We start from the raw sequence: 25,347 nt of genomic DNA on the forward strand, positions 1-25,347 counted from the left end.
TTAATCATAACGCGTTTCTTTTACTATAGCCGGAATTTTTTAACACTGACCGCGATTTAGTGATGTGCGGGAGAAATTAATGCAGATTTTGATCATGCGGCACGGGCAGGCTGATGCCACTGCCAATTCTGACGCTGAGCGTCCATTAACCGAGCATGGTGTCAAAGAAGCCGCAATGATGGGTAAATGGATGGCGAGCAAGGATATTGCACCTAGTCAAATTTGGGTAAGCCCCTATTTACGTGCTCAGCAAACCTACCAGTCATTGTCTGAGTGTCTTTCGTTGTCGAACGAGCAACTTAGTGAATTGACAACCACTCAATCCATGATCACACCTTCAGGCTCAGCTTCACAAGTACGTGATTTGATTGATGGTCATTTGGCAGAGCATGCAGATTCACCTGCCCAAATTGAAACCCTGCTCATTGTATCTCATATGCCTTTGGTCAGTTATTTAGTGTCGGAACTGACACAGCATGAGTTTGCGCCTATTTTTCAAACCGCTGGTATTGCTGAAATTGACTATGATGCCACGCACATGATGGGGCATCTAAATGGCGTCATTTCACCAGCCGACCTGACGAGCTAATTCGCAACGCCTTTATATACTGCTCTGTGCTTAGCTATTAGGCGCAGCTATTTTCTCTGCCAAGGCATAAGCAAAGTTATTGGCTTTGATTGCGTTGCTTAGTATTTGTCTTTGATATCGATCAGGGCGAGCAGGGCGCCGTCACCACCATGCTCTAGTGGCGCTTGGTGAAAGGCTAATACATCGGGATGTTGCACTAGCCAATGTGGTACTTTGTTTTTCAAAATTCGGTTGCCAATCCCATGTACGATGCACACGCAACGCACGTGCTCTTTGTGGCACGCCAGCAGTAAAGCAGCTATTTCTCGCTTGGCGTGTTGTTGGCTAAGCCCGTGTAAATCCAAAATCAGCTCTGGGTGGTAAATGCCGCGCCGCAAATTTTTGGCTTCGAAACTGTTCGTACCTTCTTTGACGTATTGCATTGGTCCTGAGCGGTTCAAATCAGGTTCAAATTCATCGGAAAAATGAAACTCTGCCACTTGTCGTTGAGTCATTTGATTGGCTTTGGCAATCGGGGGGGACGGCCGCTTTTTTTGATGAACGACTTTGTCTTGAATAATTGGTTTTACTTTGCCGATCTCATCTTTAAACAATTGCTTTTCTTCAGCGGTTAATAAATCTTTAAATTTCATGGCAAAGTTGAACACGTAAACAGAGTTTAATGATATAGTAATTGCCCTTTTTTGTCCCCCATTAGTACGTAAGAGCGCGAAACACGACCATGTCTTTAACCCCTGAGCCAACAAACCCTATCTATAGCCAATTAACCACCATTGAAGATTGGACGCGATGGGCGGCAAGCGAATTTAACCGCGCTGATTTATTTTTTGGTCACGGCACCGACAACGCATGGGATGAGGCGATCAAACTCGTCATGTTTGCGTTGGCACTTCCGAGTGAGCTATTTGATGCCAGCAAAAATGCTAAGTTACTGGCTCAAGAAAAGCAGGAGCTGTTTGAATTGATTGCTCGTCGAGTAGAAGAGCAAATACCAGCGGCCTACCTTACTAACCAAGCCAATTTTGCAGGTTTGTCGTTCTATGTTGACGAGCGTGTATTAGTGCCGCGCTCACCGATTGCAGAGCTGATTGATAACAAGTTTTTACCTTATCTTAGCGAGCAACCAAGCCGTATTTTAGATTTATGCACTGGCAGTGGCTGTATTGCGATTGCATGTGCTTATGCATTTCCAGAAGCGGAAGTGGATGCGCTTGACCTTTCGGTTGATGCGCTGAATGTGGCGCAAATAAATATTGAAGGGCATGGCTTAATGGCACAAGTTATTCCGATTCAATCTGATCTTTTCGCCTCTGTCGCGCAAGAGAAGTATGATTTAATTGTCACCAATCCACCGTACGTCGACCAAGAAGACGTTGACAGCTTGCCTGCGGAGTTCACGCATGAGCCAGAAATGGGGCTTGGGTCTGGTCATGATGGCTTAGATATCACGCGCGAAATTTTAGCAAAAGCTGCAAGCCAGTTAACTGATACTGGTGTTTTGGTATGTGAAGTCGGGAATTCGCAAATTCATGTCGAAGCGGCTTATCCAGAAGTGCCGTTTCACTGGGTGGAGTTTACGCGCGGTGGACACGGCGTGTTTGTGCTAACCAAGGCACAATTAGAGGAATATCAAGAAATTTTTAACCAACGGGTTGTTGCAAGATAATGTCAGGTAATACATACGGAAAATTATTCACGGTCACCACTTTTGGTGAAAGTCATGGTTTAGGTTTAGGGGCGATTGTTGATGGTTGTCCTCCTGGATTGGAAATCTCTGAAGCTGATTTGCAGTTTGACCTCGATCGCCGTAAGCCTGGGACTTCTCGCTATACTACGGCGCGACGTGAAGCCGATCAGGTTAAAATTATGTCAGGTGTGTTTGAAGGGAAAACCACAGGTACACCGATTGGTTTGCTGATTGAAAATACCGATCAACGCTCGAAAGATTACGGTAATATCGCGCAAAGTTTCCGCCCCGGTCACGCGGATTACACTTACACCCAAAAATATGGTTTTCGCGATTATCGCGGTGGCGGCCGCTCGTCTGCGCGCGAAACGGCGATGCGTGTTGCTGCGGGTGCGATTGCTAAAAAATACCTGAAACAGCAATTGGGCATTGAAATCAAAGCCTGTGTTACACAAATTGCGGATGTTAAAGCGGAGCAGTTTAATTGGGCGATTGTTGAAGAAAACCCATTCTTTTTCCCCGATGAAACTAAGCTTGAAGCACTCGATGAAACGTTGCGCGGTATTATCAAGCAAAAAGACTCTATCGGCGCGAAAATCATGGTGGTAGCCACAGGGGTGCCTGTTGGCCTAGGTGAACCAATTTTTGATCGCTTAGACGCGGATATTGCACATAGCCTGATGAGCATCAATGCGGTTAAAGGGGTTGAGATAGGCGATGGTTTTGAGGTCGTGAATCAAAAAGGCTCAGAGCACAGAGACGAGCTAACACCCGAAGGCTTCGCTTCTAATCATGCGGGTGGCGTACTGGGGGGCTTGTCATCAGGTCAGCCCATTGTCGCCAATATTGCGCTAAAGCCAACGTCAAGCATTGGTGTTAGTGGTCACACCATTGATGTTGATGGTAATGCTATGGATATCGCAACCAAAGGTCGACACGATCCATGTGTTGGTATTCGCGCGGTGCCGATTGCCGAAGCTATGTTGGCATTAACGCTAATGGATCATTATCTGCGTCATCGCGGTCAAAATGCTGATGTTGCCTGCACAACACCAGTGATTGAGTAAGCTGGCCGCTAAAAGCCTGTTAACACTAGCTAATTAGCTTAGCGATAAAATTGATATGGCTCGCCACGGCGAGCTTTTTTCTATGCGATAATCAACGAGCTCTTTGGCATCAGGAAAAATGACATTTTGCAATTTCGCTCTCAAGAGATTTGTCGTATCAACAATCACTTTTGTACCAATATGGAATTAATTCTCTAGCACATGTTATCTAACTTTGTTCGCTTATCGAACGGCTACTTTTGGTACTTTGCTGTACTTGGCCTAGCCATGCCTTTTCTTGCCGTATTTTTGGAAGGGCGCGGGTTTAACTCCCGTCAAATTGGTGAACTACTGGCAATTTTCACCGCAACAAAAATAATTGGCCCATCTTTCTGGGCATTTTTTGCGGATAAAACCGGCAAACAGCTCGTTGTTATTCAAGTGGCGAGTACACTGGCGATGGTGTCGTTTTTTGGTTTGTTTTTTGTTGATGGCTATTGGCCGATAGCTGTAGTACTGGCGCTGTTTAGTTTGTTTTGGACTGGTATGCTGCCGCAGCTGGAAGTGCTAACGCTGCATTCAATGCGCAAAAGCGCGAAATTTTATGCCCGAATCCGATTGTGGGGGAGCTTAGGATTTATCGCATTGGCTGTTATTGCCGGTGAAGTGATGGCGAGTCATGGCAGTGAAACTTTTATCTTGCTGGGCTTAGTGGTATTGATTGGTTTGTGGCTATCGACACTATTGATGCGCGACAAAAAAGGGCAAAGCGACAGTGGTGCAAACGCAAATTCAATGTTATCCCTGCTAATGTCGCGCAATTTTATTTTGTTTTTTGTCGCAGGCTTGTTACTGCAAGTCAGCTTTGGCCCTTACTATTCGTTTTTCGCGCTGTACATTCGAGACTTAGGGCACCCAAGCTATGCGGTCGGCTTATTGATTGGTGTTTCGGTTGTTGTTGAGGTCGCGACATTTATTCTCGCGGGGCGTATTTTTAAACGCTTTAGCGTTTACCATATTCTGGTGTTTAGTTTTTTAACTACGGCGCTACGATGGCTACTGATGGGCTATTGGGGAGAACATATAGCGCTCTTGGTCGTTACCCAGCTAATTCACGCAGCGAGCTACGCACTTTATCACAGTGCGTCAATGCAATTTATCCAACATCACTTTCTTGCCAACCAACAAAATAGGGCACAAGCACTCTACATCAGTGGCGTTTATGGGGTTGGTGGCGCGATAGGGGCGTATGCAGCGGGTTTATTGTGGCTAGATGGTGATGGGCTAACTCAAACACACGTTGCTGCTGCGATCACCGCTTTGCTGGCAGGGGTTATTTCGCTAGGGTTAAATCAAAAACAGCTAGCATCTTAGCATTTGCAAAATATATGCTGTTAAGCGCTGCACATACGAGACGTACGAGGTTGTTTAATTAACTAGACCGCGATGGGGAGCCGGGCTAGGTCAAGTAAGCGCTGGCTTTTTTGGGGAGTTTTGTTGCTTTATATGCCACAGAGATGGTTGCGGATAGAACGATTACTAAAGGAAGCGATAACAAGGAAGGCGATAACCGTCTTTTCTGACAAGCCACTAACCGTCATCTTGACCGCGATCAGTCACCAAAAGATTGTACTCTGGCAAATTAGTGTGTCCGGCACTGGCTTTTTCGTAGGCATCTTCTAATTCGTCAGCCAAAGACTCGTAGTCAACTAATCTTATCTCTTCGGTTGGTGTAATACTGTCATCTGGCAGCGCTGTGAGTCGATTTATCTCACGATCTACCGCTTGAATAATCATTACTAGAGAGCGTCCACTGAATGTCGTCACCTGTTAACCCCCTATCCGCTTGTTTCATCTTTGCTGGTTGAGCTGGCTGGCTCGCTTTCATTGGCACTGTTTAGCCGCACGGGCTGCTTGAGTTCGATTGAGCGAACAATAGCGGCTCTGGCTAAATTGTCTAACGCGCCGAAGTAGGCGTCAAGTCTCATGCGAATCTTGGGGCGAATGGTGTAATGGCGCCCCTGCGCAGTTTTATGCCGATTCCACTTGCGCTTTTTATCGCGTTTAATAAACAAGGTTTCCGCACAGTACTGTGTACCTTTGGGAACGTGAAAATAGTTCCACGTTGTGTATCCAAACCAGCCCGGCACATCATGCATAGAGGTTCCGCCATCGGTTAATACATACCAAGGTGCATCGTCTGCTGAACGCTCCAAATTAACGTCAGCCGCTTCAATTAACTGCAAGCCATCTGCCCCGATGGCAATCTCACCGCTAGCTCGGGCATGCAGCAGGCCATTACTAGTCGCCCCCTTACGGCACGCTGCGACACTATCAAGCTGCTCAAATTCCGGAGATTCAACGTGGATCGCCCGATAAAGTTCGCCATTAGTTTGTGCCATAAGCTGTCCCCTGTTTTTATCCCCATGAGAGGGTATCATTCCAACAAGTGGCACCGGGTAATAAGCCCTTGCGAAAGCGCTAAAGTCACGCATCTTGAAGCGGAACGAGTATAGCTACTGAGTTTAGGATAGTTAAAGCGTTAACGCCAAAGACAGACTGCAATACAAGTTACGCCAACTTGGGGGACAAGCTTGTGATGCTGCCTGATCAAACTATTTTGGGAGAGTGTATTAGCGCCAGAAAACGCAAAGGAAATTTAGAAAGTCGCGACAATTGACCGTTTACTTCCAATTGTCGCTATTGATGGGATTACAATAAGTTGAGCTTACTGTTAGCTAACTTCTTCACCCGCTGCTTGTTTGTCAGCGTGGTAGCTTGAGCGCACTAGCGGGCCACAAGCGGCGTGTTTAAAGCCCATTTTCATCGCTTCGTCGTGAAACATTTTAAATTCGTCAGGGTGGACGTAACGCTCAACAGGCAAGTGATCCTTACTTGGCTGCAAGTATTGGCCAATGGTTAACATGGTGACGCCATGAGCCCGTAAATCACGCATTACTTCGAGTATTTCTTCGTTCGTTTCCCCAAGTCCAACCATTAAACCTGATTTGGTTGGTACGTCTGGGTTTGCTTCACCAAATTTTTTCAGTAAGTCGAGCGACCATTGGTAGTTAGCCCCCGGGCGCGCTTGTGTGTATAGGCGCGGTGCTGTTTCCATATTGTGGTTGAACACATGCGGCGGGTGTTGGTTTAACACTTCCAAGGCTCTGTCCATGCGGCCACGAAAATCAGGGACGAGAATTTCCACTTTGGTGTGTGGTGCAAGTTCGCCGATTTCTTTTACGCACTCAGCAAACTGGCTCGCGCCACCGTCACGTAAGTCATCGCGATCAACCGAAGTGATCACGACGTATTTTAATGACATATCTTTGAGTGTGAGCGCTAGTTTCTTTGGCTCTTCTGCGTCTGGTTTGAGCGGGCGACCGTGTGCCACGTCACAAAACGGACAACGACGGGTACAAATATCACCTAAAATCATAAAGGTGGCGGTACCGTGGTTAAAACACTCAGACAAGTTAGGGCAAGATGCTTCTTCACAAACAGAGTGCAAGCCGTGCTTGCGCAGGCCAGCTTTTACCTGATCAATTTTTTCTGTGGTGCGAGGCAGTTTAATACGCAGCCATTCTGGTTTACGCAGCATAGTTTCGCGCTCAGATGGGACGACTTTGATCGGGATATGTGCCATTTTGTCAGCATCGCGAAGCTTAACACCTGGCTCCATACGTGAAGATTTAACTGTCATTTTGTTGTTCCAAACCTGTTTGATATTGAAGCTCGGTGGCTTCAAGTAATGCGCTTAAATGTTTGACGAGGCCGTCACCGGCTTCTGCCACTGTTTTAGGGCCATTTAAGTCCGCACTTTGTATAATTTCTAAATCGTTATAGCCACACGGGTTAATGCGCAAGAATGGCGATAAATCCATATTCACATTGAGCGCAAGGCCGTGAAATGAGCAGCCTTTTCGAATTCTTAGGCCAAGTGAGGCGACTTTTTTACCATCGACATAAACCCCCGGTGCATCCGGTCTTGGGTATGCGTCAATATCATATTCAGCTAGGGTATTAACTATCGCATTCTCAATCAGGGTAACCAGCTCTCGTACCCCCATTTTTCGTCGTCTAAGATCAATCATGACATAGATAACTTGTTGACCCGGGCCGTGGTACGTCACTTGGCCGCCGCGATCTACTTGCACGACAGGAATATCCCCCGGTGCTAGTAAATGCTCTTCTTTACCCGCTTGTCCTTGGGTAAATACTGGCGGGTGTTCAACCAACCAAAGCTCGTCGAGCGTAGATTGATTGCGCTCATCGGTAAAGGTTTGCATGGCTTGCCACACTTGGGTGTATTCAGCCTGTGCTAACTGTCTTATAACTAGCGGATTACTCAATTTAGTGCCTGTTTGTCGTTATTTCTGGTGCGCCTTGGTTTTAGTGCTAGGTGTAAGTTGACTACTAAAGAATGTAGCGAACTTGTTCAATCGTATTAAGCGACTGGTACACCTGCTCGATGTGCTCTTTACTGGTAACTCGCACTGCAATAGATACCGAAACATAATTGCCTTTAGAGCTTGGTTTCAGCTTAGGTGAGTAATCACCCGGCGTGTGTTTTTGTAATTCGGCGACAATTAGATCGGGTAGCTCGTCGCAGGCAACGCCCATTACTTTGAAGTTAAGTACGGTAGGGAATTCTAATAGTTCATCAAATTTAGTTTGCATATTTGCTCTCTTTTGCTGGCAGCGCTGTCGCTTGTTACGCGCTAGCACTTGTCTAAGACTTGCCTAGCAATGGTCTAACATTGGTGCGACGGTTTTTATCAAATCGCAGGCAATGACTTTATACTGATAGTTCATATTTTATCACTAATCTGTGGGCAAGAGCTATGCCTCTGGCGCTTTGAAGCGACACATCAGTTAGCCTAGTTGTTGTCAGGCAATACTGCTGGGCATGTTTTAGCGCAGGTAAGTGCTAGTGAGTGGCTTGTTAATGGAGGCAAAGCAGCAGAATTCAAGCGTAAATTCAAAAATTTGCACATACATACCCATGCTACTTCAAGATGCTTGATTTCAGCGCTGTCACAGGGACTCAATATCAAGGCGCAGCTTGCCGGAATGGTTACTCCCTTTCAATAAGCTGCAACGCAGAGAGTGAGTTCCTGTGAAGCGCCCTTTCTACCTTAAAAAAGTGGGTTGGTTTAAAAGCGGTTTATGCCGCGTTATTGATTTTGACAAGGGGACAACCATTCTCTGCAATCAATGCCTTGCCTAAACCGCTTTTAATTCCAACTGAAACAAGCACTTTGAAGTAGCATGGGTATAAAAAAAAGCCCTGACATCAGTCAAGGCTTTTGGTTGAGTATAAGTGTTTGCCTACTATTCAATAAATTGAAGTTTTACATAGTCAACTAAACGGCTGAACATGCTACCTTCGTTCACTTCTTGTAGGGTTACCAGCGGATATTCGGCGATATCTTCACCGTTAAGTGTTAGGTAAAGTTTACCCACTTGCTCGCCTTTAGCTAACGGCGCTACCAACTCTTTCGTCAGCTCAACGTTAGTTTCAATTTTCTTGCGCTGACCGCGCGGAATGGTGATCGGCGTACTCGCTAAAATACCTAAGTTAACGTCTTTAACATCACCCATCCAAACGCGATTAGTGGCAAAGGTTTCACCCGCTTCGTACGGCGTAATCGTTTCGAAGAAACGGAAGCCATAGTTGAGTAGTTTTTTGTTCTCAATTTTACGCGCGCGCTGGCTTTCTGTGCCCATGACCACCGACACTAAACGCATGCCGTCTTTTACCGCTGACGTCACTAAGCTGTAGCCAGCTTTTGAGTGATAGCCTGTTTTAATGCCATCAACATCTAAACTTTTATCCCACAATAGGCTATTGCGGTTGTATTGTTTGATATCGTTATAAGTGTATGAACGCTGCTTGTAGAGTTCGTATTCACCCGGTGTGTCGCGAATTAAGGCGGTAGCGAGCGTTGCCATATCACGCGCTGTTGTGTAGTGATCTTGGCTGTGTAAACCGTGACTGTTTTCAAAGTAACTGTCGTTCATGCCTATTTGCTGCGCATGGGCATTCATTAAGTCGGCAAAGGCGTCTTCAGAGCCGGCAATATGTTCGGCCATCGCAACACAAGCATCGTTACCTGAAGCGACAATAATACCTTGGTTTAAGTCTGCAACACTGACTTCAGTACCGACTTCGATAAACATTTTTGACGAATCAGGGAAGTTCTTCGCCCATGCGTTTTCGCTAATCGTTACCATATCGGTTGTTGCGATATTACCTGCTTCCAACTCGCGACCAATGATATAACTGGTCATCATTTTGGTTAAGCTGGCTGGTTCTAGGCGCTCGTCGGCATTGCCTTCGGCGATCACTTTACCTGTGGTGTAATCAATTAAGATAAAACCTTTTGCATTAATTTCGGGGGCATCGGGAGTAATGCGGATAGACTGTGCAGAAGCCGAGAAAATTGTTGATGACAGTGTAATGGCACTTAGCATAACTAAGCATCGCTTAGTTGATTTCGCTAAGCGCTGAGCGAATGGGCGTGACATAATGCTCCTTGAAATTTGTATTTTAACCAGCGACACAACTGCCTACCTTCACCAATAGATTGCGCACCGATAGATTAGGCGTCTGACGCTAAGCGACCAGTCGATAAAAGTGTTTGCGCAGGTATTTGGTTATGTTTGTCATAGTTGTGTCAAAAAATTGCCAACAGTATATCACTACTATTTAGATTTGCTACGCGCAAACCCCAAGGATAACGGGCTTAATGTAAGATTTTGCGACGATAGGCACTCTCATAGCCTGCTTGTCGTAAACTTGCCACTAGCTCATCGGTATTTTCATGGGCGGCAAATGGCCCTAACTTCACTCGATAAATACCGTTTTGCTGAGAGTAAACGGCGTTTTGCTGATATAAGTTGGTGAGCGCAAGTATCGTGCGTTTGGCAACAGCTTCACTGCGTGTGGCAAACACCTGAATATAATCACCTTCTGGCACTTTCTGGGGCGGAGGAGTTGTCGCCAGATCTGATGTTTGTGGCGCTTTGCTCGGAGTCGGCGCTGGCAGTGGGATACTGGCCTGAGCAGGATTCGTCTGGGCAGTATTAACTTGAGCCGCACCTGTTTTAGCTTGTGGTTGCGCATTAGGAGAAGCCACAGCGGTTGAAAAATTGTCAATCGCTTCTACTTTAACTTGTGCCGTGCCAGTTGATAGCATGCCGAGTTTATAGGCAGCGCTATACGAGAGATCGATAATTCTGTCTTGATGAAATGGCCCGCGATCGTTCACCCTGACAATAACGGACTTCTGATTCGCTTGATTAGTCACTTTCACGTAAGTCGGGAGTGGCAGATTTTTATGCGCAGCGCTCATCGCATACATATCGTAGATTTCACCGTTCGAGGTTAAATGACCGTGAAACTTCTTCCCATACCAAGACGCAGTGCCCACTTGACTGAATCCTTGCGCAGTCTCCAATACTTGGTAATGCTTGCCGCGCACTTGATAATCGCGGTTGCCACCGCGACTTTTCGGCTCGGCGCGTGGCACAGGATCTTTTAGCTCAGCTGGTGTTGGCAAGCGCGTAGGAATGCTATCGTGTTTTTGCTGATAACGGCCAGTATGGCTACTACAGCCAGCAATGACTGCTAGGGCAAGGGCAAGCAAGCTGGTTAGGCATAATTTTTTAGTCATTATTGTTATTGTCTTTATGCATTGTTGTGCGTTAGGTAAAGATGGAAGATTACATTTTTTGGCTGTTACGGGTTGGCTATCACTGCGCATTAAAACGGCGATGCGTTCCGATTGCCATAAGAATGCCAAAGCCGGCCATTAATGTCACCATTGACGTGCCGCCATAGCTGACTAGCGGCAGTGGTACACCAACCACAGGCAGTAAGCCCGAGACCATGCCTATGTTGACAAATACATAAACAAAAAAGGTCAGGGTAATACTGCCAGCGAGCAGCTTAGTAAAGGCTTCTTGAGCATTCACTGCAATCCACAGGCCGCGCATCACAATCGCTAAATACACCAGCAGCAGAGCAATAACCCCGACGAGGCCAAACTCCTCACTAAATACTGAGAAGATAAAATCGGTATGGCGCTCTGGCAAAAACTCTAGTTGTGATTGAGTACCTTGCAGCCAACCTTTACCGTACATACCACCTGAGCCGATGGCGATTTTTGATTGAATAATATGGTAGCCGCTGCCCAATGGGTCTTTTTCTGGATCGAGAAAGGTCAGTACCCGTTGTTTTTGATAATCTTTCATCAAAAACATCCATAAAATGGGGGTAAAGGCAGAGGCCAAACCGACGCAGGTACCGATAAGTCGCCAACTGGCACCGGCAAGAAAAATGACAAAGATACCGGAACTGGCGATAAGTAAAGAGGTGCCTAAATCAGGTTGTTTAGCAATGAGTAGTGTTGGAATAAGCACCAGCATAAAGGCGACAACGATATTGCCTAGCTTTGCCGGTAAATCATATTGGCTGATAAACCATGCAATGGTAATCGGCACAATGAGCTTCATAACCTCTGACGGTTGAAATTGCATAAAACCAAGGTTTAGCCAACGCTGTGCACCTTTACCAACAGTACCGACCAATAATACGGCGATGAGTAAGCCCAAGCCAACCACAAAGGTGGGGACCGCCCATTTGAAATACACTTGTGGTGGGATTTGCGCAACAATAACCATAACTAATAAGGCAACACCCAGTCGTACCCCTTGGCGAATGACTAAATCAAGGTCTTGCCCACCAGCGCTGTATACCACGAACAAGCCAAGTGTCATTAGGCTGAGTAAGCCCAACAGTAAGGGGAAATCTATGTGCAGCTTCTGCCAAATATCGAGCTTTTTGGCTTGATCTTGCCCCGTTGATCGCATTAATCGGCCTCGTCAGTGGAAACGGTAAAGTGTTCGTCGTGAAGTGGGTGTTCCTCACTGGTGTACTCGCTAGTGATAACGCGATTACCAAAGTATTGATCCATAATTTGTCGTGCAACTGGCGCGGCATTGGTCGCCCCACCGCCTTTGGCAACGTTTTCAATCGCTACCGACACGACAATTTCTGGCTTATCAAAAGGAGCGAAAGCAATAAACATGGCATTGTCACGCTTGCGCTCTTGCGTTTTCTCGGCGTCGTACTTTTCATCTTGCGCAATGCGCGCCACTTGCGCAGAGCCAGTTTTACCTGCCGCATCGTATTGGTGATCGATAAAGGCTGTGTGGCCCGTTGCGCCTTTCCTCTGTACCGTTGAGTGCATAGCATCCAGCACCAGTTGCCAATTATCAGGGTTATTCAAGGCAATGGGCGGGTATTCTTCTAGCTCATAGGGTTGAGCACTCACCGTCACGTAGTTTTTATCCTCACTTTGTGTGAAGGTGGTTTGTGAGCTGGCTTTTAGCAAGTGAGGCTTTTTAATTTCCCCTTTGTTAACCAGCACAGATGTTGCTTGCGCTAATTGCAGTGGGGTGACTGTCCAGTAGCTTTGGCCAATGCCAACCGATAGCGTTTCGCCAGTGTACCAATTTTGATTGAAGCGAGCGCGTTTCCAGCCAACGCTTGGCAAAATACCACTGCTTTCTTCGTGAATATCAATGCCTGTGCGTTCACCAAAGCCAAACTTATCCATCATTTCGCTAATTTTGGTAATGCCAAGCTTGTACGCTAAGTCGTAAAAATACACGTTACACGACTGCTCGATTGCCTTGGTTAAATCGACCCAGCCATGCCCCCATTTTTTCCAGTCACGGTATTTATGATCAACCCCTTTAAGCTGATACCAACCGGGATCCCAAATGCGCGTTTCCGGGGTAATAACTCCCTGTTCTAAACCAAGTAGTGCTAAGAATGGTTTTACCGTCGATGCTGGTGGATAGCCTTGTACACTGCGATTAATCAGTGGCAAGTCTTTTGAGTCGAGTAGTTTGCGATAGTTTTTCGAACTGATGCCATGGACAAACAAGTTACCGTCGTAACTGGGGTTGGAATACATGGCCAATACGCCACCATCTCGTGGGTCAATGGCGACCACAGAGCCGCGTTTTCCTGCCAATGCCCGTTTGGCGATCATTTGCAGTTCAATGTCTAAGGTCAAGGTTAAATCTTGGCCGGGAATTGGCGGGGTAAAATCTAAGGTGCGAATCACGCGCCCTTGGTTGTTTACTTCCACTTCTTGATGGCCGATGGTGCCGTGCAGGGTGTCTTCGTAGTATTTTTCTAGGCCGAGTTTACCGATTTCACGGGTCGCCGCGTAATTTTCTGATTTGCCATCTGCTTCAAGACGTTGGGCATCTTTGCGATTAATTTTCGCAACATAGCCTAGATTGTGCGTCGTTAAATCGCCAAATGGGTAGTAACGTTTCAGGCGGGCGTCGATAAACACGCCAGGGTACTTGTGTTGATTAACGGAAAAAAGCGCAACCTGTTGGTCGCTTAAACGCGATTGCAATTCAACTGGCTTAAAACGGCGCTTACCCCGTAGTGCTTTGAAAAACTTAGCTTGTTTTTCTTCGCTAATACTCAGTAGCTCACTCACATCAGCAATCGTAGCTTCAATATCTTCCACTTGTTCGGGGATGATCTCTAAGCTGTAAACCGGCTTGTTTTCGGCCAGTAAAACCCCGTTGCGATCGTATATTTGGCCGCGATTGGGCGCGACTGGCAAGAGCTTGATACGGTTGCTATTGGAGCGAGTTTGATACTTTTCAAACGAGTTAACTTGCGAGTTATACACATTGGTAAACAAAATAACCAACATGATCACTACACCAATCAAGGCAATAAAAGCGCGTCTGGCAAATAGGTTCGCCTCTGCGCTGTGATTGCGAATGGATACGCGCTTACGTCTGACCATTAGCCTTGTTCAATCCTTGCTGCTAAACCCGTGACTAAACTTGCAACTTCTCTCATCATTAGTGCTCTTTGCTACGCGCGGTAACTATTCCCTGTGATACGGGTGATTGTTGTTGACACTCCACGCGCGATACAAGCTTTCAGCAATAATAATTCGCACCATAGGGTGGGGTAGCGTTAGCGGTGATAATGACCACTTTTGCTCAGATGCGGCAATACAAGCGGGGGCTAAGCCTTCTGGCCCACCAACGAGTAGCGCGACATCGCGGCCATCGTGTTGCCAGCGCTCTAGCTGTTTGGCTAACATTGGGGTATCCCATGGCTTGCCTGTGACTTCTAGCGTGACAATGCGATTTCCTTTAGGGATAGCGGCCAGCATTTGCTCGCCTTCTTTGTCTAGAATACGAGCGATATCGGCGTTCTTACTGCGCTTACCGGGAGGAATTTCAACGAGGTGAAAACTCAGGTCACGGGGAAAGCGGCGAGCGTACTCTTCAAAGCCTTGCGTCACCCAAGCGGGCATTTTGTTGCCAACGGCATATAGCGTTAAGCGCATTAAATTGTTCGCCTACTGTCGGATTAGTCTTGCCAAAGTTGTTCAATTTGGTATTTGTCACGTTGTTCGTCAGTCATGACGTGTACGACAACGGCGCCTAAATCTACCAGCGACCATTCGCCAATGTCGTTGCCTTCGATACCCAGTGGCTCAATGCCTTCTGCACGACATTCCATTGCGACATTTTGCGCAATAGATTTAACGTGTCGGTTAGAGTTACCTGAGGCGATTACCATGTAATCTGCAAAACTGGCCTTGTCTTGAATGTCGAGAGTGACAATGTCACGGCCTTTTAAATCGTCGATTTTTTCATAAACGAAAGCGGAAAGAGCTTCACTTTGCAATGTATTTTTCCTTGGTTGAAATTGAGTGTAAAACAATATTCGAAACTAGTAACCGCTAATAATATCACTAATTACAGAGAGCGTTAACCGCTCAAAGGTCACAGGGGGAAAATTTATTCACCTGAGCTATTTAGCCCCAATGTTAGCGCCAATTTAGCCCCAATGCGAATAACCCTTAACTGTGTTATGAACGATAAAGCTGATGTTGTGCGATGTAGTCAGCAATTTTTTCAGGCAGTAAGGCGTAAGCTTTATTGGGGCTGGTATTGCCATGCATCCCATCACTTAGTGCATGACTTGCTTGGTCAGCGCCGCTCAACAGGGCGCGAATTGATGTGGAGGAAACATCCGTATTGTGGGGCGGTGCTAGGTAAATTTGCCCGACACTATGTAAATTTAGCGCTGACTTTACAGTGATGCGCTGTTGCAGCTCAGCCACCAATTGTTGTTTGTCCAATACGTAGTGTGGCCGAGTACAAACAATTAAATTAACTTGAGAGATAATTTCTTGCCATCTATGCCAGCGGGTGAAAGATAGCAAGGAGTCCATACCTATGATTAAGCTAATCGCTTGATTTGGCGATTGCGCGTACATCTCTTGCAGTGTGTCTACGGTATAACTGGGCTTGTCGCGATGCAGTTCGCGGTCATCAAGGCTAAATAAGGTTTCGTTATTAACCAAGGCGCGCAACATCGCCAATCGGTGCTCGCTGCTTACTTGGGCTGCGGCTTTATGCGGTGGAATATTGGCGGGCAGTAGTGTTATCTGGGTGACGCCTAAATCGCTAGCAATATGCTTGCAAAGCGTTAAGTGACCTAAATGGAAGGGGTCAAACGTGCCGCCAAAAATGAGCTGGCTTACGTTATTTTCTAATGCCAGCTTAGTCATAGTAGTTTAGGCTGAGTGGCTTTAGCTTTTCACCGTGATACGCACAAATGCAGACATCAGCAAGCAATTGAAAAATGTTAAATTCACTGGTGGTTTTACTCACTAAATCGACATCGGCAAGGCGAGCGATAGCGACTAATATATTGTCGAGCGACATATTGGTGATGGCATGCTGATAAAGCGGTTTGCGCTTATCCCAAATTCTAAATGCTTTAAATACCGCTTGTTGGCTTTCACCTGCTTGCAATTGATAGTGCATTTGTTTGAGTTGGTTCAGCTCTTTGTTAATAAACCACTGAATTTTCGCGGCGGGTGTGCCTTCTTGCTGTTGTTGATCAAGCATAGTCACGCAGCGATCAAGCTTGCCAGTGAGCAGGGCATCGACTAAAGCAAACGGGTTGAACTTAGCTTGACTGATGATTAGCTCTGATAACGTATCAAAATCAATGGCTTGCTGACCAAACAAAATGGAAAGTTTTTGTAGTTCTTGATCAAGCGCTAAAACATTGCCCTCAAACATGGTCAGTAGCAGCTCGTGTCCTTGTTTATCAATGACTAACTGGTATTGGCGAACTTGGCGATTAAGCCACATCGCTAGCCCTTTGCTATCCAGATCATAAATTGGCAAATAGACACCAGCACCACTTAACGTTTTAAACCACTTCTTTTTAGTGGCATTGCCATCGAGCTTATCGCCATGGCAAAGCAGAGCGACATCGGGGCTGAGCTGACTGCAAATTAATTCGATGGCTTTCGTAGCACTATCGTTTAATTTGGTGGTGAGAAATTCAAGCTCAATGACACGGCGCGCGGCAAACAAACTCATGGCATTATATTCATTGAGCACATCGTCCCAACTGAATTTGTCATCAACGCTAAAGCGGATTAACTCATCAAAACCTTGCTGCAGGGCAGCGGCTTTAATTTGCGCAAGACTGTCGTTTTTTTGCCAAGGCTCGTCACCAAAGACTAACCAAACGGGCGAAAGTGGCTGTGATAAGGTTTGTGAGAGTTGATTGTGGTAAATGCGCAAGCGTAAATCTCGTCGTATCTGGTGGTGAACGCTTAGCTATTCACTTGAATACTCGCCATTTCTCGCAAAATACGGTCTGCGGCAAGTTGGCGCATTTCTTTTAACAGTAGCGCAAGTTCGCGACTTTTCGCTAACGTGCGATCGGGATCGTCTTGATAATCACTGTATAGCTCAAAGCTAAAGCGCTGTGGCTCTTGGTTAGCCATTTGTAGCTGGTAATTAACCGTGTAGATAATTTCGTATTCTGCGACTTGGCCGTTAGGGAAGAGGGACAGGGTGCGACGATTTAGCTCATCTTTTAGAATTCTTAATTCAGGTAGCTCTGCACGCGGTGTTTTTACAATATTTACCTGATTTAAGGTGAGGTGTTGTTTGACTAAACGAGTGAGCTCACCGTGTTTGTCTACTGAGCTAACGTAAAGGGTTTGCAGTTCCGGCGCTAAAAGAAAATCACCGCGTAAGCGAAAGCCACAAGCCGAAAGCAAGATGCTTAACACGACAATCAGGCTTATTTTACGTGACGATAACTTCATAATTTTTCCTTACTCTAAAGCGAAAAGAACCCGACAAGATTAAATAATTAGCGCCTAACAAGGGGTTATTGTTAGGCGCATTGTTATAGTGCTAGTTAGTGCTTTTAGTTAGCAACCTTTAGTTAGCTACAATGTTTAACAGCTTACCCGGTACATAAATCACTTTACGCACGGTTTTGTCTTCAACAAATTTTGCTACGTTTTCTTCTTCTTTGGCCAGTGCTTCAACTGACTCTTGGCTTGCGTCAGCGGCAACAGTGATTTTGGCGCGAAGTCTACCGTTCACTTGTACGATGATCAGTTTTTCATCTTCAACAAGTGCAGCTTCATCAACTTGTGGCCAAAGTGCGTCTTCAACTTGGCTACCGTCACCAATTTCTTGCCATAACTTGTGGCTTAAATGCGGTACGATTGGCGCCAGCATTAGGGTAACAGCGCGCACGGCTTCTTGCATCACCACTAAGTCTTCGTTTGACTCAAGCTTAGCTTTGGCTAAGTGGTTCATTAGCTCCATAACTGCGGCAATAGCCGTGTTAAAGGTGTTACGACGACCAATGTCATCACTTACCTTAGCAATCGTTTTGTGTAGCTCACGACGAAGTGCTTTGTGCTGGCTGGCAAAGTTCACGTTTGATGCGTCAATGTCACTTGCTGTTGCGGCTGCTGTGAAATCAGCGGCTAGCTTCCACACGCGTTTAAGGAAGCGGTGCGCGCCTTCCACACCTGAGTCAGACCATTCTAAGGTTTGCTCTGGTGGCGAAGTGAACATAATAAATAAACGCACAGTATCGGCACCGTATTGCTCGATAACCGCTTGTGGGTCAATGCCATTGTTTTTCGACTTTGACATCTTGCTCATGCCTGCCGAAATCACTGGCTCGCCATCAATTTTGCTTTTCGCTGCGGTGATCTTGCCTTTTTCGTCGCGCTCAACTTCTACGTCTGTTGGTGCAATCCACTCTTGGCCGCCGTTAGCACCTTCTCGGTAGTAGGTTTCCGCTAATACCATACCTTGACATAGTAAGCTCTTGAATGGCTCGTCAGAGTCAACTAGACCAACATCACGTAATAATTTATGGAAGAAACGAGCGTACAATAAGTGCAAAATAGCATGCTCAATACCACCAATGTATTGATCAACCGGTAACCAGTAGTTTGCCTTTTCTGGATCTAACATTTGGTCGTTTGAATCAGTTGAGCAGTAGCGCGCGTAGTACCACGATGATTCCATAAAGGTATCGAAGGTATCGGTTTCACGGAATGCTGCTTCGCCGTTGTAAGTGGTTTTCGCCCACTCTGGATCATCTTTAATTGGTGAAGTCACACCATTCATTACCACATCTTCTGGTAACTCAACCGGTAATTGATCTTCTGGCACGGGTACAGATTCACCATTGGCTAGGTTAATCATCGGAATTGGCGCGCCCCAGTAGCGTTGGCGTGATACACCCCAATCGCGTAAGCGGTAGTTCACCGTGATCTTACCTTTACCTAGTGATTCAAGCTTAGCGGCTACTGCTTTAAAGGCTTCATCAAACGATAAACCATCAAACTCGCCAGAGTTAATTAAGGCACCTTTTTCGGTGATGGCCGCTTTGCTGATATCGTCTTCTTCACCACCAGTAATGACTTGCGCAATTTCTAGGCCGTACTTAGTCGCAAATTCAAAGTCACGTTGGTCGTGACCAGGTACTGACATTACTGCGCCTGAGCCGTAATCCATTAGTACAAAGTTAGCCGCCCATACAGGTACTAGTTTGCCTGTTAATGGATGGATTGCTTTAAGGCCAGTATCAACACCTTTTTTCTCAACCGTTGCCATATCGGCTTCAGACAGCTTGCTCGCTTTAACTTCGGCGATAAATTCAGCCAGTGCAGGATTTTTTTCTGCCGCTTTGACAGACAATGGGTGTTGCGCTGCTAGGGCAACATAAGTGACACCCATGATAGTGTCTGGGCGCGTGGTGTAGATATCAAAGCTTTCGTCCGATGCTTGGCCATCATTGTCCGCGACAGCAAAAGTCATTTCCACACCTTCAGAGCGACCAATCCAGTTGCGCTGCATGGTTTTAACTTGCTCAGGCCAGCCTTCTAGCTGATCTAAGTCGTTTAATAACTCTTCGGCGTAATCTGTGATCTTGATAAACCACTGTGGAATTTCTTTGCGCTCAACGATAGCACCTGAGCGCCAGCCACGACCGTCGATGACTTGTTCGTTAGCCAACACGGTTTGGTCCACTGGATCCCAGTTTACGGTGGCGTTTTTCTTGTAAACTAAGCCTTTTTCATAAAGCTTAGTGAAGAACCACTGTTCCCAGCGGTAGTAATCTTTTTGACACGTAGCGAATTCGCGATCCCAGTCGTAGCCAAAACCCAGAGATTGCAGTTGACCGCGCATATAATCAATGTTTTGGTAAGTCCACTTTGCAGGTGCTGAGTTGTTTTTGATCGCTGCGTTTTCTGCTGGTAAACCAAAGGCATCCCAACCCATAGGTTGTAAGACGTTTTTACCTTGCATACGTTGGTAGCGAGAAATTACATCACCCAAGCTGTAGTTGCGCACGTGACCCATGTGCAGGCGACCGCTAGGGTATGGGAACATAGACAGGCAGTAGAATTTCTCTTTGCCTGGCTTTTCTTGTGCTTTAAAGGTTTTGTTGTCAGTCCAGAACTGCTGAACTTCTGCTTCAATCGATTGGGGATTGTATGTGGATTCCATCAATTAATTTCTCAAATACTCAGAAGAGGGTGCCTAAGCCTTAATCCGCAGCCTTGTATGGTTACTTTTTCGCTAACTAACGGAAAGTAACTAATGTCAAGTAAACAAGCGTTAAATTACTATTTAATCGTGCTTTAAATGGCGGCATTGGCGGCGTGTTAAATTTTGCCGCATAGAATACCTTATCCTGCTAGGAAACAACAAGTTTAATCCGGTTATTTGAGCCGCTCACAGCGCCCTTGTGAGTTACCTGAAAATACAAGAATTTAGTCTGCTGTCTATACTCATAGGTAATTGTCAGGGTGATTGATTGAGGAGTGGTGATGGCTGAACACAACCAACTAGATACTATCTATCAAAAGCTTACCAATTGGCTGCAAGATATTCAGCAACACGAAGTGCGCCAGTTAATTGATGTCGTCGAAGAAGCGAAAGCGCTAGCACATGCAGCGGAAAGTTTATCACAAGAGCGTGTTGGCCAGTTTGTCGATAATCTAAGCTACGATTTAAAAGAGTTTACCGAGCAATGGCAGCAAGACTCGGCAAATTCAGTGTATTTGGGATTACTTAACGAGACTTGGTGGGATTCAGTGGCAAAAGCGGCGGATAAATCACAAATAGAATGGGCGGAATTGCCGGACGATTTTGCTCATCACGGCGTCTATCAAACTGGCGATTATATTGGCTTTGGCGTATTGGTTTGTCGGCAATGTGAAGCATCGCTGACGATTTCTCATTTCTCGCAAGTCGCCGATTGTGCCAAGTGTGGGCACGATAAGTTTTATCGACAGCCGCTATCTCCTTAGTTTTCGGTAAAGAGGATTGTTCAAGTAAATGAAACTTACTTTCTAGTGCAGATAGGGCGGGGTTAAATTGCTGCTAACTAGATTGCGTTGGTTGATAAGTAACCACCTGTCAAAGCCAAGGGTAAATTACCTTTGCTCTTGGCAGGCAAGCGAGTAAACTGGCGATAATACTAACAAAATTTGAACACGTTTCATTTGAGTTCCTGCATGAGTTTATCCGCTGTTAGCTGCCTGCTAAAACCAAACCAATTAACTGCCAATTTATCAGAGGCGATGTTTATCAGCTCTGAGCGCGCCATTGAGCGCCAGCCCTTTGTCGGGCACGAACGTGCAAAAGAGGCGTTGGAGTTTGGTTTATCAATGGAAGCCATTGGCTTTAATGTCTTCGCGATGGGCGATCACGGTACCGGCCGACAAACCTTGATCAAACAAATGCTAAACGAAGTCGCAGGTGAGCAAACCACGCCTTCTGAGTGGTGTTATATCAATAATTTTGATGATAACCACGCTCCTTATCGCTTGTATGTTAGCCCGGGCGATGGCAAACAATTATTGGCGCGTATCAATACCTTTATTGATGAGCTAATGGCGCTATTTCCGGAAATTTTTGATAACCCAGGATATCAACGTCAAAAGGCGGCGATCGATCGCGAGTTTAATCAAAAATATGATGAAGCGATTGGCACGGTTGAGCAAACCGCGCTGAGCCATAGCGTGGTGCTACACGAAGAGGGCGGCGAGATTGGTTTTTCGCCATTGGTGGACGGTAAACCCGTAAACGATAAAGAATTCGCGAACCTTTCAGAAGAAAAGCGCACTGAATTTTATAAAATTCTCGCGGCGCTGGAGACTTTATTATCGGAGCAGTTGATTGAACTGCCACTGTGGAAGCGCGAATCGTCAAATAAACTGAGAAAGCTCAAGTTTGAGACGGCTGATCACAGCATTCGCCCATTAATCAAAGAACTAGAGCACGAGTTTGCCAGTAATATTGGTGTGCTTAAATACCTGAGCAAGTTAAAAGAACACGCAGTAGACACAGTACTGGAAGTGCTGGCCGATGAAAGCGCGGAAAACACCAACGACAAAGACAATCGCAAATTGTTAGTTGAACACTTTTTGCCAAACCTGCTGGTGTCGCGCAAGCCTGATGAAGGCGCACCTGTGGTGTACGAGCAAAATCCAACGTTCCAAAACTTGTTTGGTCATATCGATTTTTCTACATTCCAAGGGGCAACCTACACCAGCTATCGCCAAATTCGCCCAGGGGCATTGCACAAGGCCAACGGCGGTTACTTAATTTTAGATGCCGATAAGCTACTCAATCAGCCATTGGTGTGGTCGCGCTTAAAGCTCGCGTTAAAAACGCAAAAGTTGGCGATCGAAACCCCCTACTCGGAAATGGGCGCGAGCGCGACGGTAACCCTACAGCCGCAAAAAATACCGCTTAATGTGAAAGTGATTTTGCTCGGCAGTTCAGATGTTTATTACATGCTGCAAGAGTATGATCAGGAATTTACTGAGCTATTTCGCGTGCTGGCCGATTTTGATCGCCATATCGATAATAATCATGCGAGTTTGAAAGCCTATGGCAATTTAATTCGTCGTCGAGCAAAGCAAAACGATTACCCAGAAGTGCTGGATGAGGCGATTGTCGAGTTAGTGCGCTATGCGCTGCGCCGCGCGGAACACCAACACAAGATTTCCGCCAATATTGTACAAATCAATGATTTACTGGACGAAGCCGTTTATTGTTGGCGAAAACAAACGCTGGAAAGCACGCTCACGGCTGAATTCGTCAAGTTAGCGTTAGCGGCTAAACAGCGCCGCACGGGCCGTTTAAGTGAAACTTGGTTAAGCGAAATTAAAGAGCGCCAAGTGCTGATCAACACCGAAGGGCAGAATGTCGGCAAGGTGAACGGGTTAACTGTACTGGAGATTGGCGACAGTGTGTTTGGTACGCCAGCGCGCATTACGGCAACCGTTTATGCGGGCAGTAATGGCGTAACCGATATTGAGCGTGAGGTAGATTTAGGTAAATCAATTCACTCAAAAGGGGTATTGCTACTAACGGGATATCTCGGTCATAAGTACGGTCAAGAATTTCCTGTCTCGATTTCTGCCAATATTGCGATTGAACAATCGTATGGCCATATCGATGGCGATAGTGCCTCAATGGCCGAGCTTTGTGTGCTAATTTCCGCAATCACGCAACTGCCAATTGAACAAAGCATTGCTATTACTGGTTCAATTAACCAACACGGTGAAGTGCAGTCGGTCGGTGGGGTTAACGAAAAAATCGAAGGTTTTTATCGCCTTTGTAAAGACAAGGGATTAACGGGCAAGCAAGGGGTGATCATCCCGCGCACTAACGTGATTAACCTGATGTTAGAGCAAGATGTGATTGATGCGGTCAAAGAGGGTAAATTTGCTATCTATGCGGTTGATTGCATCGATCAAGCGTTGGAGATTTTGATGGCGACACCTGCTGGCGAAATCAATCGCACAGGTCGTTACCCGCGTAAATCGATCCACGGTTTAGCGTTGGAAAAGCTTAATAAGTTTGCCGATATTTTAGAAGGCTCGGAAGAGTAAGCTTGCCAATTAGCCAGTTCAAATAAAATAGCCAGCAATTGCTGGCTATTTTATTTGTTAAGACTTTAGTTAAGGTATTAATTGAGGCGTTAATTAAGCCACTAGCAGTTATTTACCGTCTACCGACACTTCCATATCTTTTAAAATACCGTCTTTAAGATTGTAAACAAAACCGTGAACCGTTAGCTCCTGACCATTGGCCCATGCTTTTTTAACGATACTGGAATTAGCAACGTTAGCGACTTGTTCAACCACGTTAAGCTCGCACATTAAGTTAAATTTTTCGTTTTGATCGGTGACGGCATCAACTTTATCTTTGTGGAATCGATAAACATCTTTTAAATGGCGCAGCCAGTTATCGATTAAGCCTCTAGGTTCATCGTCCATCGACGCCATAACACCACCACAGCCATAGTGACCACATACGATTACATGCTTTACTTTCAATACTTCAATGGCGTATTGCATTACCGATAAGCAGTTGAGGTCAGTGTGTACTACTTGGTTGGCAATATTGCGATGCACAAATACTTCACCCGGTGCCAAGCCTAATAACTGGTTGGCGGGAACACGAGAATCTGAACAGCCAATCCACAAATATTCTGGCGATTGCTGCTTCGACAATTGCTCAAAAAAATCGGGGGCTTGTTCACGAATTTTATCTGCCCATGTTTGGTTTTTGCTAAAAAGGTGTTCGATGGCGCTCATAGTTAATTATTATAATTTTAAATAAGATAAAAACTTAACAACAGCCTAACACAAGTCTGCAAGGTAAGTGGTTGAATTAGTTGTTTGACCTCTTTTCGGTTTACAATTAGCGCCATTGTAAATTGATAGAGAAAAGTGATGGCAACAGCTTCAGCTCGACATATTTTAGTAAAAGACAAAGCTTTAGCAGAAAAATTAAAGCAGCAATTAGACAAAGGCGCTGACTTTGCTAAGTTAGCCAAAAAGCACTCAACTTGCCCATCAGGCAAGCGCGGTGGTGACCTCGGTGAGTTTCGCCGTGGGCAAATGGTTAAAGCATTCGACGATGTGGTATTTAAAAAAGACGTACTAAAAATTCATGGGCCAGTGAAAACTCGATTTGGTTTTCATTTAATTCAAACCATTTATCGCAGTTAAACTTTACTCGCTCACCCTTAATTAGGCTTGCTTGCCCTTTCTGACCTTGCCCTTTCTGACAAAGCTCAATTGACAAGTAAGCCGCTTAGCTCAACTTTTTCTTGCTATTTTTCTTCTTGATCTAGCCCTCTCTGTTTTAAATCAAGCTCCCTCTCTTCTTGCTCAAGCTCGGCTTGGCGAGCTTTAACTTTTGCTTTTTGCTCGTCGGTTAAGTGAAATTTTGTTGCTGATTGCTTTATCAATAGTACGGCAGCGATAACGGTGCCAATTGCAATCACAACAATAAATAATTGTCCTATCGTCACGTTCCTGTTCGCTTTATTCGCTAAATAGTTAAAGCAAAATACCTGAATTATCGCTAGCTTGGTAGCCATTGGGCGTAACAATAATAAATTGGCATGAATAAATGTTAGGGAGATTAAAAGGTAGATTATTATTCGTGGCGCTCGATGGCTCATTCAACGGTGACAACGCAGCCGGCACTGCTAACCGAATCAGCATGTTAATTGCTGATTTGGCGCAAGTTACAAGTAAACTATTAACGAGTCGATGGTGTTAAGTTGAGTGCAGGCTCGA

Annotated in this window: 25 protein-coding genes; 7 read left to right on the forward strand and 18 right to left on the reverse strand. The window is 45.8% G+C overall.

Going from position 1 to position 25,347, the window contains the following annotated elements; translation table 11 throughout:
- Nucleotides 1–79: 79 nt before the first annotated feature.
- On the forward strand, nucleotides 80–589 hold the full coding sequence (gene sixA, locus DXX93_RS05955) for a phosphohistidine phosphatase SixA (protein WP_116007291.1): 510 nt from the start codon (nucleotides 80–82) through the stop codon (nucleotides 587–589).
- 98 nt (nucleotides 590–687) lie between these two features.
- Here the strand turns inward: sixA and smrB are convergent, their stop codons facing one another.
- The gene (gene smrB, locus DXX93_RS05960; protein ID WP_116009845.1) at nucleotides 688–1,221 is read right to left on the reverse strand and encodes an endonuclease SmrB; all 534 of its coding nucleotides are present in this window, start codon (nucleotides 1,219–1,221) and stop codon (nucleotides 688–690) included.
- 89 nt (nucleotides 1,222–1,310) lie between these two features.
- Here smrB and prmB point away from each other — a divergent pair, with 89 nt between their 5' ends.
- The 3 genes from prmB to DXX93_RS05975 all read left to right on the forward strand — a co-directional run bounded on the left by prmB (nucleotide 1,311) and on the right by DXX93_RS05975 (nucleotide 4,696).
- Nucleotides 1,311–2,255 (forward strand): 50S ribosomal protein L3 N(5)-glutamine methyltransferase, encoded by a 945-nt coding sequence (gene prmB, locus DXX93_RS05965; protein WP_116007292.1) that lies wholly within the window; start codon nucleotides 1,311–1,313, stop codon nucleotides 2,253–2,255.
- Nucleotides 2,255–3,343, forward strand: coding sequence for a chorismate synthase (gene aroC / locus DXX93_RS05970; protein ID WP_116007293.1), 1,089 nt, complete (start codon nucleotides 2,255–2,257; stop codon nucleotides 3,341–3,343). The genes prmB and aroC overlap by 1 nt, the downstream gene beginning before the upstream one ends.
- Before the next feature lie 201 nt (nucleotides 3,344–3,544).
- Entirely contained in the window at nucleotides 3,545–4,696 is a 1,152-nt protein-coding gene (locus DXX93_RS05975; protein WP_116007294.1) for an MFS transporter, read from the forward strand.
- A gap of 216 nt (nucleotides 4,697–4,912) precedes the next feature.
- Here DXX93_RS05975 and DXX93_RS05980 read toward each other — a convergent pair whose 3' ends face one another.
- From DXX93_RS05980 to leuS, 15 genes are all read right to left on the reverse strand, one after another.
- A complete protein-coding gene (locus DXX93_RS05980) occupies nucleotides 4,913–5,149 on the reverse strand; it encodes a hypothetical protein (protein ID WP_220347553.1) in 237 nt (78 codons plus the stop codon).
- A gap of 11 nt (nucleotides 5,150–5,160) precedes the next feature.
- Nucleotides 5,161–5,724, reverse strand: a complete 564-nt coding sequence (locus DXX93_RS05985; RefSeq protein WP_116007296.1) for a hypothetical protein — start codon at nucleotides 5,722–5,724, stop codon at nucleotides 5,161–5,163.
- Nucleotides 5,725–6,056: 332 nt separating this feature from the next.
- Nucleotides 6,057–7,025, reverse strand: coding sequence for a lipoyl synthase (lipA, locus tag DXX93_RS05990; RefSeq protein ID WP_116007297.1), 969 nt, complete (start codon nucleotides 7,023–7,025; stop codon nucleotides 6,057–6,059).
- Complete coding sequence (gene lipB, locus DXX93_RS05995; RefSeq protein WP_116007298.1) at nucleotides 7,015–7,674, reverse strand: lipoyl(octanoyl) transferase LipB; 660 nt, start codon at nucleotides 7,672–7,674, stop codon at nucleotides 7,015–7,017. The genes lipA and lipB overlap by 11 nt, the downstream gene beginning before the upstream one ends.
- A 64-nt stretch (nucleotides 7,675–7,738) precedes the next feature.
- The gene (gene ybeD, locus DXX93_RS06000) at nucleotides 7,739–8,002 is read right to left on the reverse strand and encodes a DUF493 family protein YbeD (RefSeq protein WP_116007299.1); all 264 of its coding nucleotides are present in this window, start codon (nucleotides 8,000–8,002) and stop codon (nucleotides 7,739–7,741) included.
- Nucleotides 8,003–8,656: 654 nt separating this feature from the next.
- On the reverse strand, nucleotides 8,657–9,853 hold the full coding sequence (locus DXX93_RS06005) for a serine hydrolase (protein ID WP_116007300.1): 1,197 nt from the start codon (nucleotides 9,851–9,853) through the stop codon (nucleotides 8,657–8,659).
- 218 nt (nucleotides 9,854–10,071) lie between these two features.
- Complete coding sequence (locus DXX93_RS06010) at nucleotides 10,072–11,001, reverse strand: septal ring lytic transglycosylase RlpA family protein (protein ID WP_116007301.1); 930 nt, start codon at nucleotides 10,999–11,001, stop codon at nucleotides 10,072–10,074.
- 79 nt (nucleotides 11,002–11,080) lie between these two features.
- Nucleotides 11,081–12,199 (reverse strand): rod shape-determining protein RodA, encoded by a 1,119-nt coding sequence (rodA, locus tag DXX93_RS06015; RefSeq protein ID WP_116007302.1) that lies wholly within the window; start codon nucleotides 12,197–12,199, stop codon nucleotides 11,081–11,083.
- The gene (gene mrdA, locus DXX93_RS06020; protein ID WP_116007303.1) at nucleotides 12,199–14,172 is read right to left on the reverse strand and encodes a penicillin-binding protein 2; all 1,974 of its coding nucleotides are present in this window, start codon (nucleotides 14,170–14,172) and stop codon (nucleotides 12,199–12,201) included. The genes rodA and mrdA overlap by 1 nt, the downstream gene beginning before the upstream one ends.
- An 84-nt stretch (nucleotides 14,173–14,256) precedes the next feature.
- Nucleotides 14,257–14,727: a 23S rRNA (pseudouridine(1915)-N(3))-methyltransferase RlmH gene (gene rlmH, locus DXX93_RS06025; RefSeq protein WP_116007304.1), complete on the reverse strand. Its 471-nt coding sequence runs from the start codon at nucleotides 14,725–14,727 to the stop codon at nucleotides 14,257–14,259.
- 23 nt (nucleotides 14,728–14,750) lie between these two features.
- A complete protein-coding gene (rsfS, locus tag DXX93_RS06030) occupies nucleotides 14,751–15,071 on the reverse strand; it encodes a ribosome silencing factor (RefSeq protein ID WP_116007305.1) in 321 nt (106 codons plus the stop codon).
- A gap of 184 nt (nucleotides 15,072–15,255) precedes the next feature.
- On the reverse strand, nucleotides 15,256–15,960 hold the full coding sequence (gene nadD / locus DXX93_RS06035) for a nicotinate-nucleotide adenylyltransferase (protein ID WP_116007306.1): 705 nt from the start codon (nucleotides 15,958–15,960) through the stop codon (nucleotides 15,256–15,258).
- Nucleotides 15,953–16,993 carry a DNA polymerase III subunit delta gene (holA, locus tag DXX93_RS06040; RefSeq protein WP_116007307.1) on the reverse strand — a complete coding sequence of 347 codons (1,041 nt, stop codon included), beginning with the start codon at nucleotides 16,991–16,993 and terminating at the stop codon, nucleotides 15,953–15,955. The genes nadD and holA overlap by 8 nt, the downstream gene beginning before the upstream one ends.
- A 32-nt stretch (nucleotides 16,994–17,025) precedes the next feature.
- On the reverse strand, nucleotides 17,026–17,526 hold the full coding sequence (locus DXX93_RS06045) for an LPS-assembly lipoprotein LptE (protein ID WP_116007308.1): 501 nt from the start codon (nucleotides 17,524–17,526) through the stop codon (nucleotides 17,026–17,028).
- A 118-nt stretch (nucleotides 17,527–17,644) separates the two neighbouring features.
- Nucleotides 17,645–20,245 (reverse strand): leucine--tRNA ligase, encoded by a 2,601-nt coding sequence (gene leuS / locus DXX93_RS06050; RefSeq protein ID WP_116007309.1) that lies wholly within the window; start codon nucleotides 20,243–20,245, stop codon nucleotides 17,645–17,647.
- A gap of 323 nt (nucleotides 20,246–20,568) precedes the next feature.
- On the opposite strand from leuS, the gene DXX93_RS06055 reads away from it, so the two are divergent.
- Both DXX93_RS06055 and DXX93_RS06060 read left to right on the forward strand, forming a co-directional pair.
- The gene (locus tag DXX93_RS06055; protein WP_116007310.1) at nucleotides 20,569–21,051 is read left to right on the forward strand and encodes a zinc ribbon-containing protein; all 483 of its coding nucleotides are present in this window, start codon (nucleotides 20,569–20,571) and stop codon (nucleotides 21,049–21,051) included.
- A gap of 207 nt (nucleotides 21,052–21,258) precedes the next feature.
- Nucleotides 21,259–23,646 (forward strand): ATP-binding protein, encoded by a 2,388-nt coding sequence (locus DXX93_RS06060; protein ID WP_116007311.1) that lies wholly within the window; start codon nucleotides 21,259–21,261, stop codon nucleotides 23,644–23,646.
- Between the two features lie 108 nt (nucleotides 23,647–23,754).
- On the opposite strand, the gene can is transcribed toward DXX93_RS06060, so the two are convergent.
- Nucleotides 23,755–24,354: a carbonate dehydratase gene (gene can, locus DXX93_RS06065; protein WP_116007312.1), complete on the reverse strand. Its 600-nt coding sequence runs from the start codon at nucleotides 24,352–24,354 to the stop codon at nucleotides 23,755–23,757.
- A gap of 138 nt (nucleotides 24,355–24,492) precedes the next feature.
- On the opposite strand from can, the gene ppiC reads away from it, so the two are divergent.
- Nucleotides 24,493–24,771 (forward strand): peptidylprolyl isomerase PpiC, encoded by a 279-nt coding sequence (gene ppiC, locus DXX93_RS06070; RefSeq protein ID WP_116007313.1) that lies wholly within the window; start codon nucleotides 24,493–24,495, stop codon nucleotides 24,769–24,771.
- 104 nt (nucleotides 24,772–24,875) lie between these two features.
- Here ppiC and DXX93_RS06075 read toward each other — a convergent pair whose 3' ends face one another.
- Nucleotides 24,876–25,145: a DUF2897 family protein gene (locus tag DXX93_RS06075; RefSeq protein WP_181902158.1), complete on the reverse strand. Its 270-nt coding sequence runs from the start codon at nucleotides 25,143–25,145 to the stop codon at nucleotides 24,876–24,878.
- Nucleotides 25,146–25,347 lie beyond the last annotated feature (202 nt).

The organism is Thalassotalea euphylliae, assembly GCF_003390335.1.
In the GTDB taxonomy this organism is placed as follows: Bacteria; Pseudomonadota; Gammaproteobacteria; order Enterobacterales; family Alteromonadaceae; genus Thalassotalea_F; species Thalassotalea_F euphylliae_B.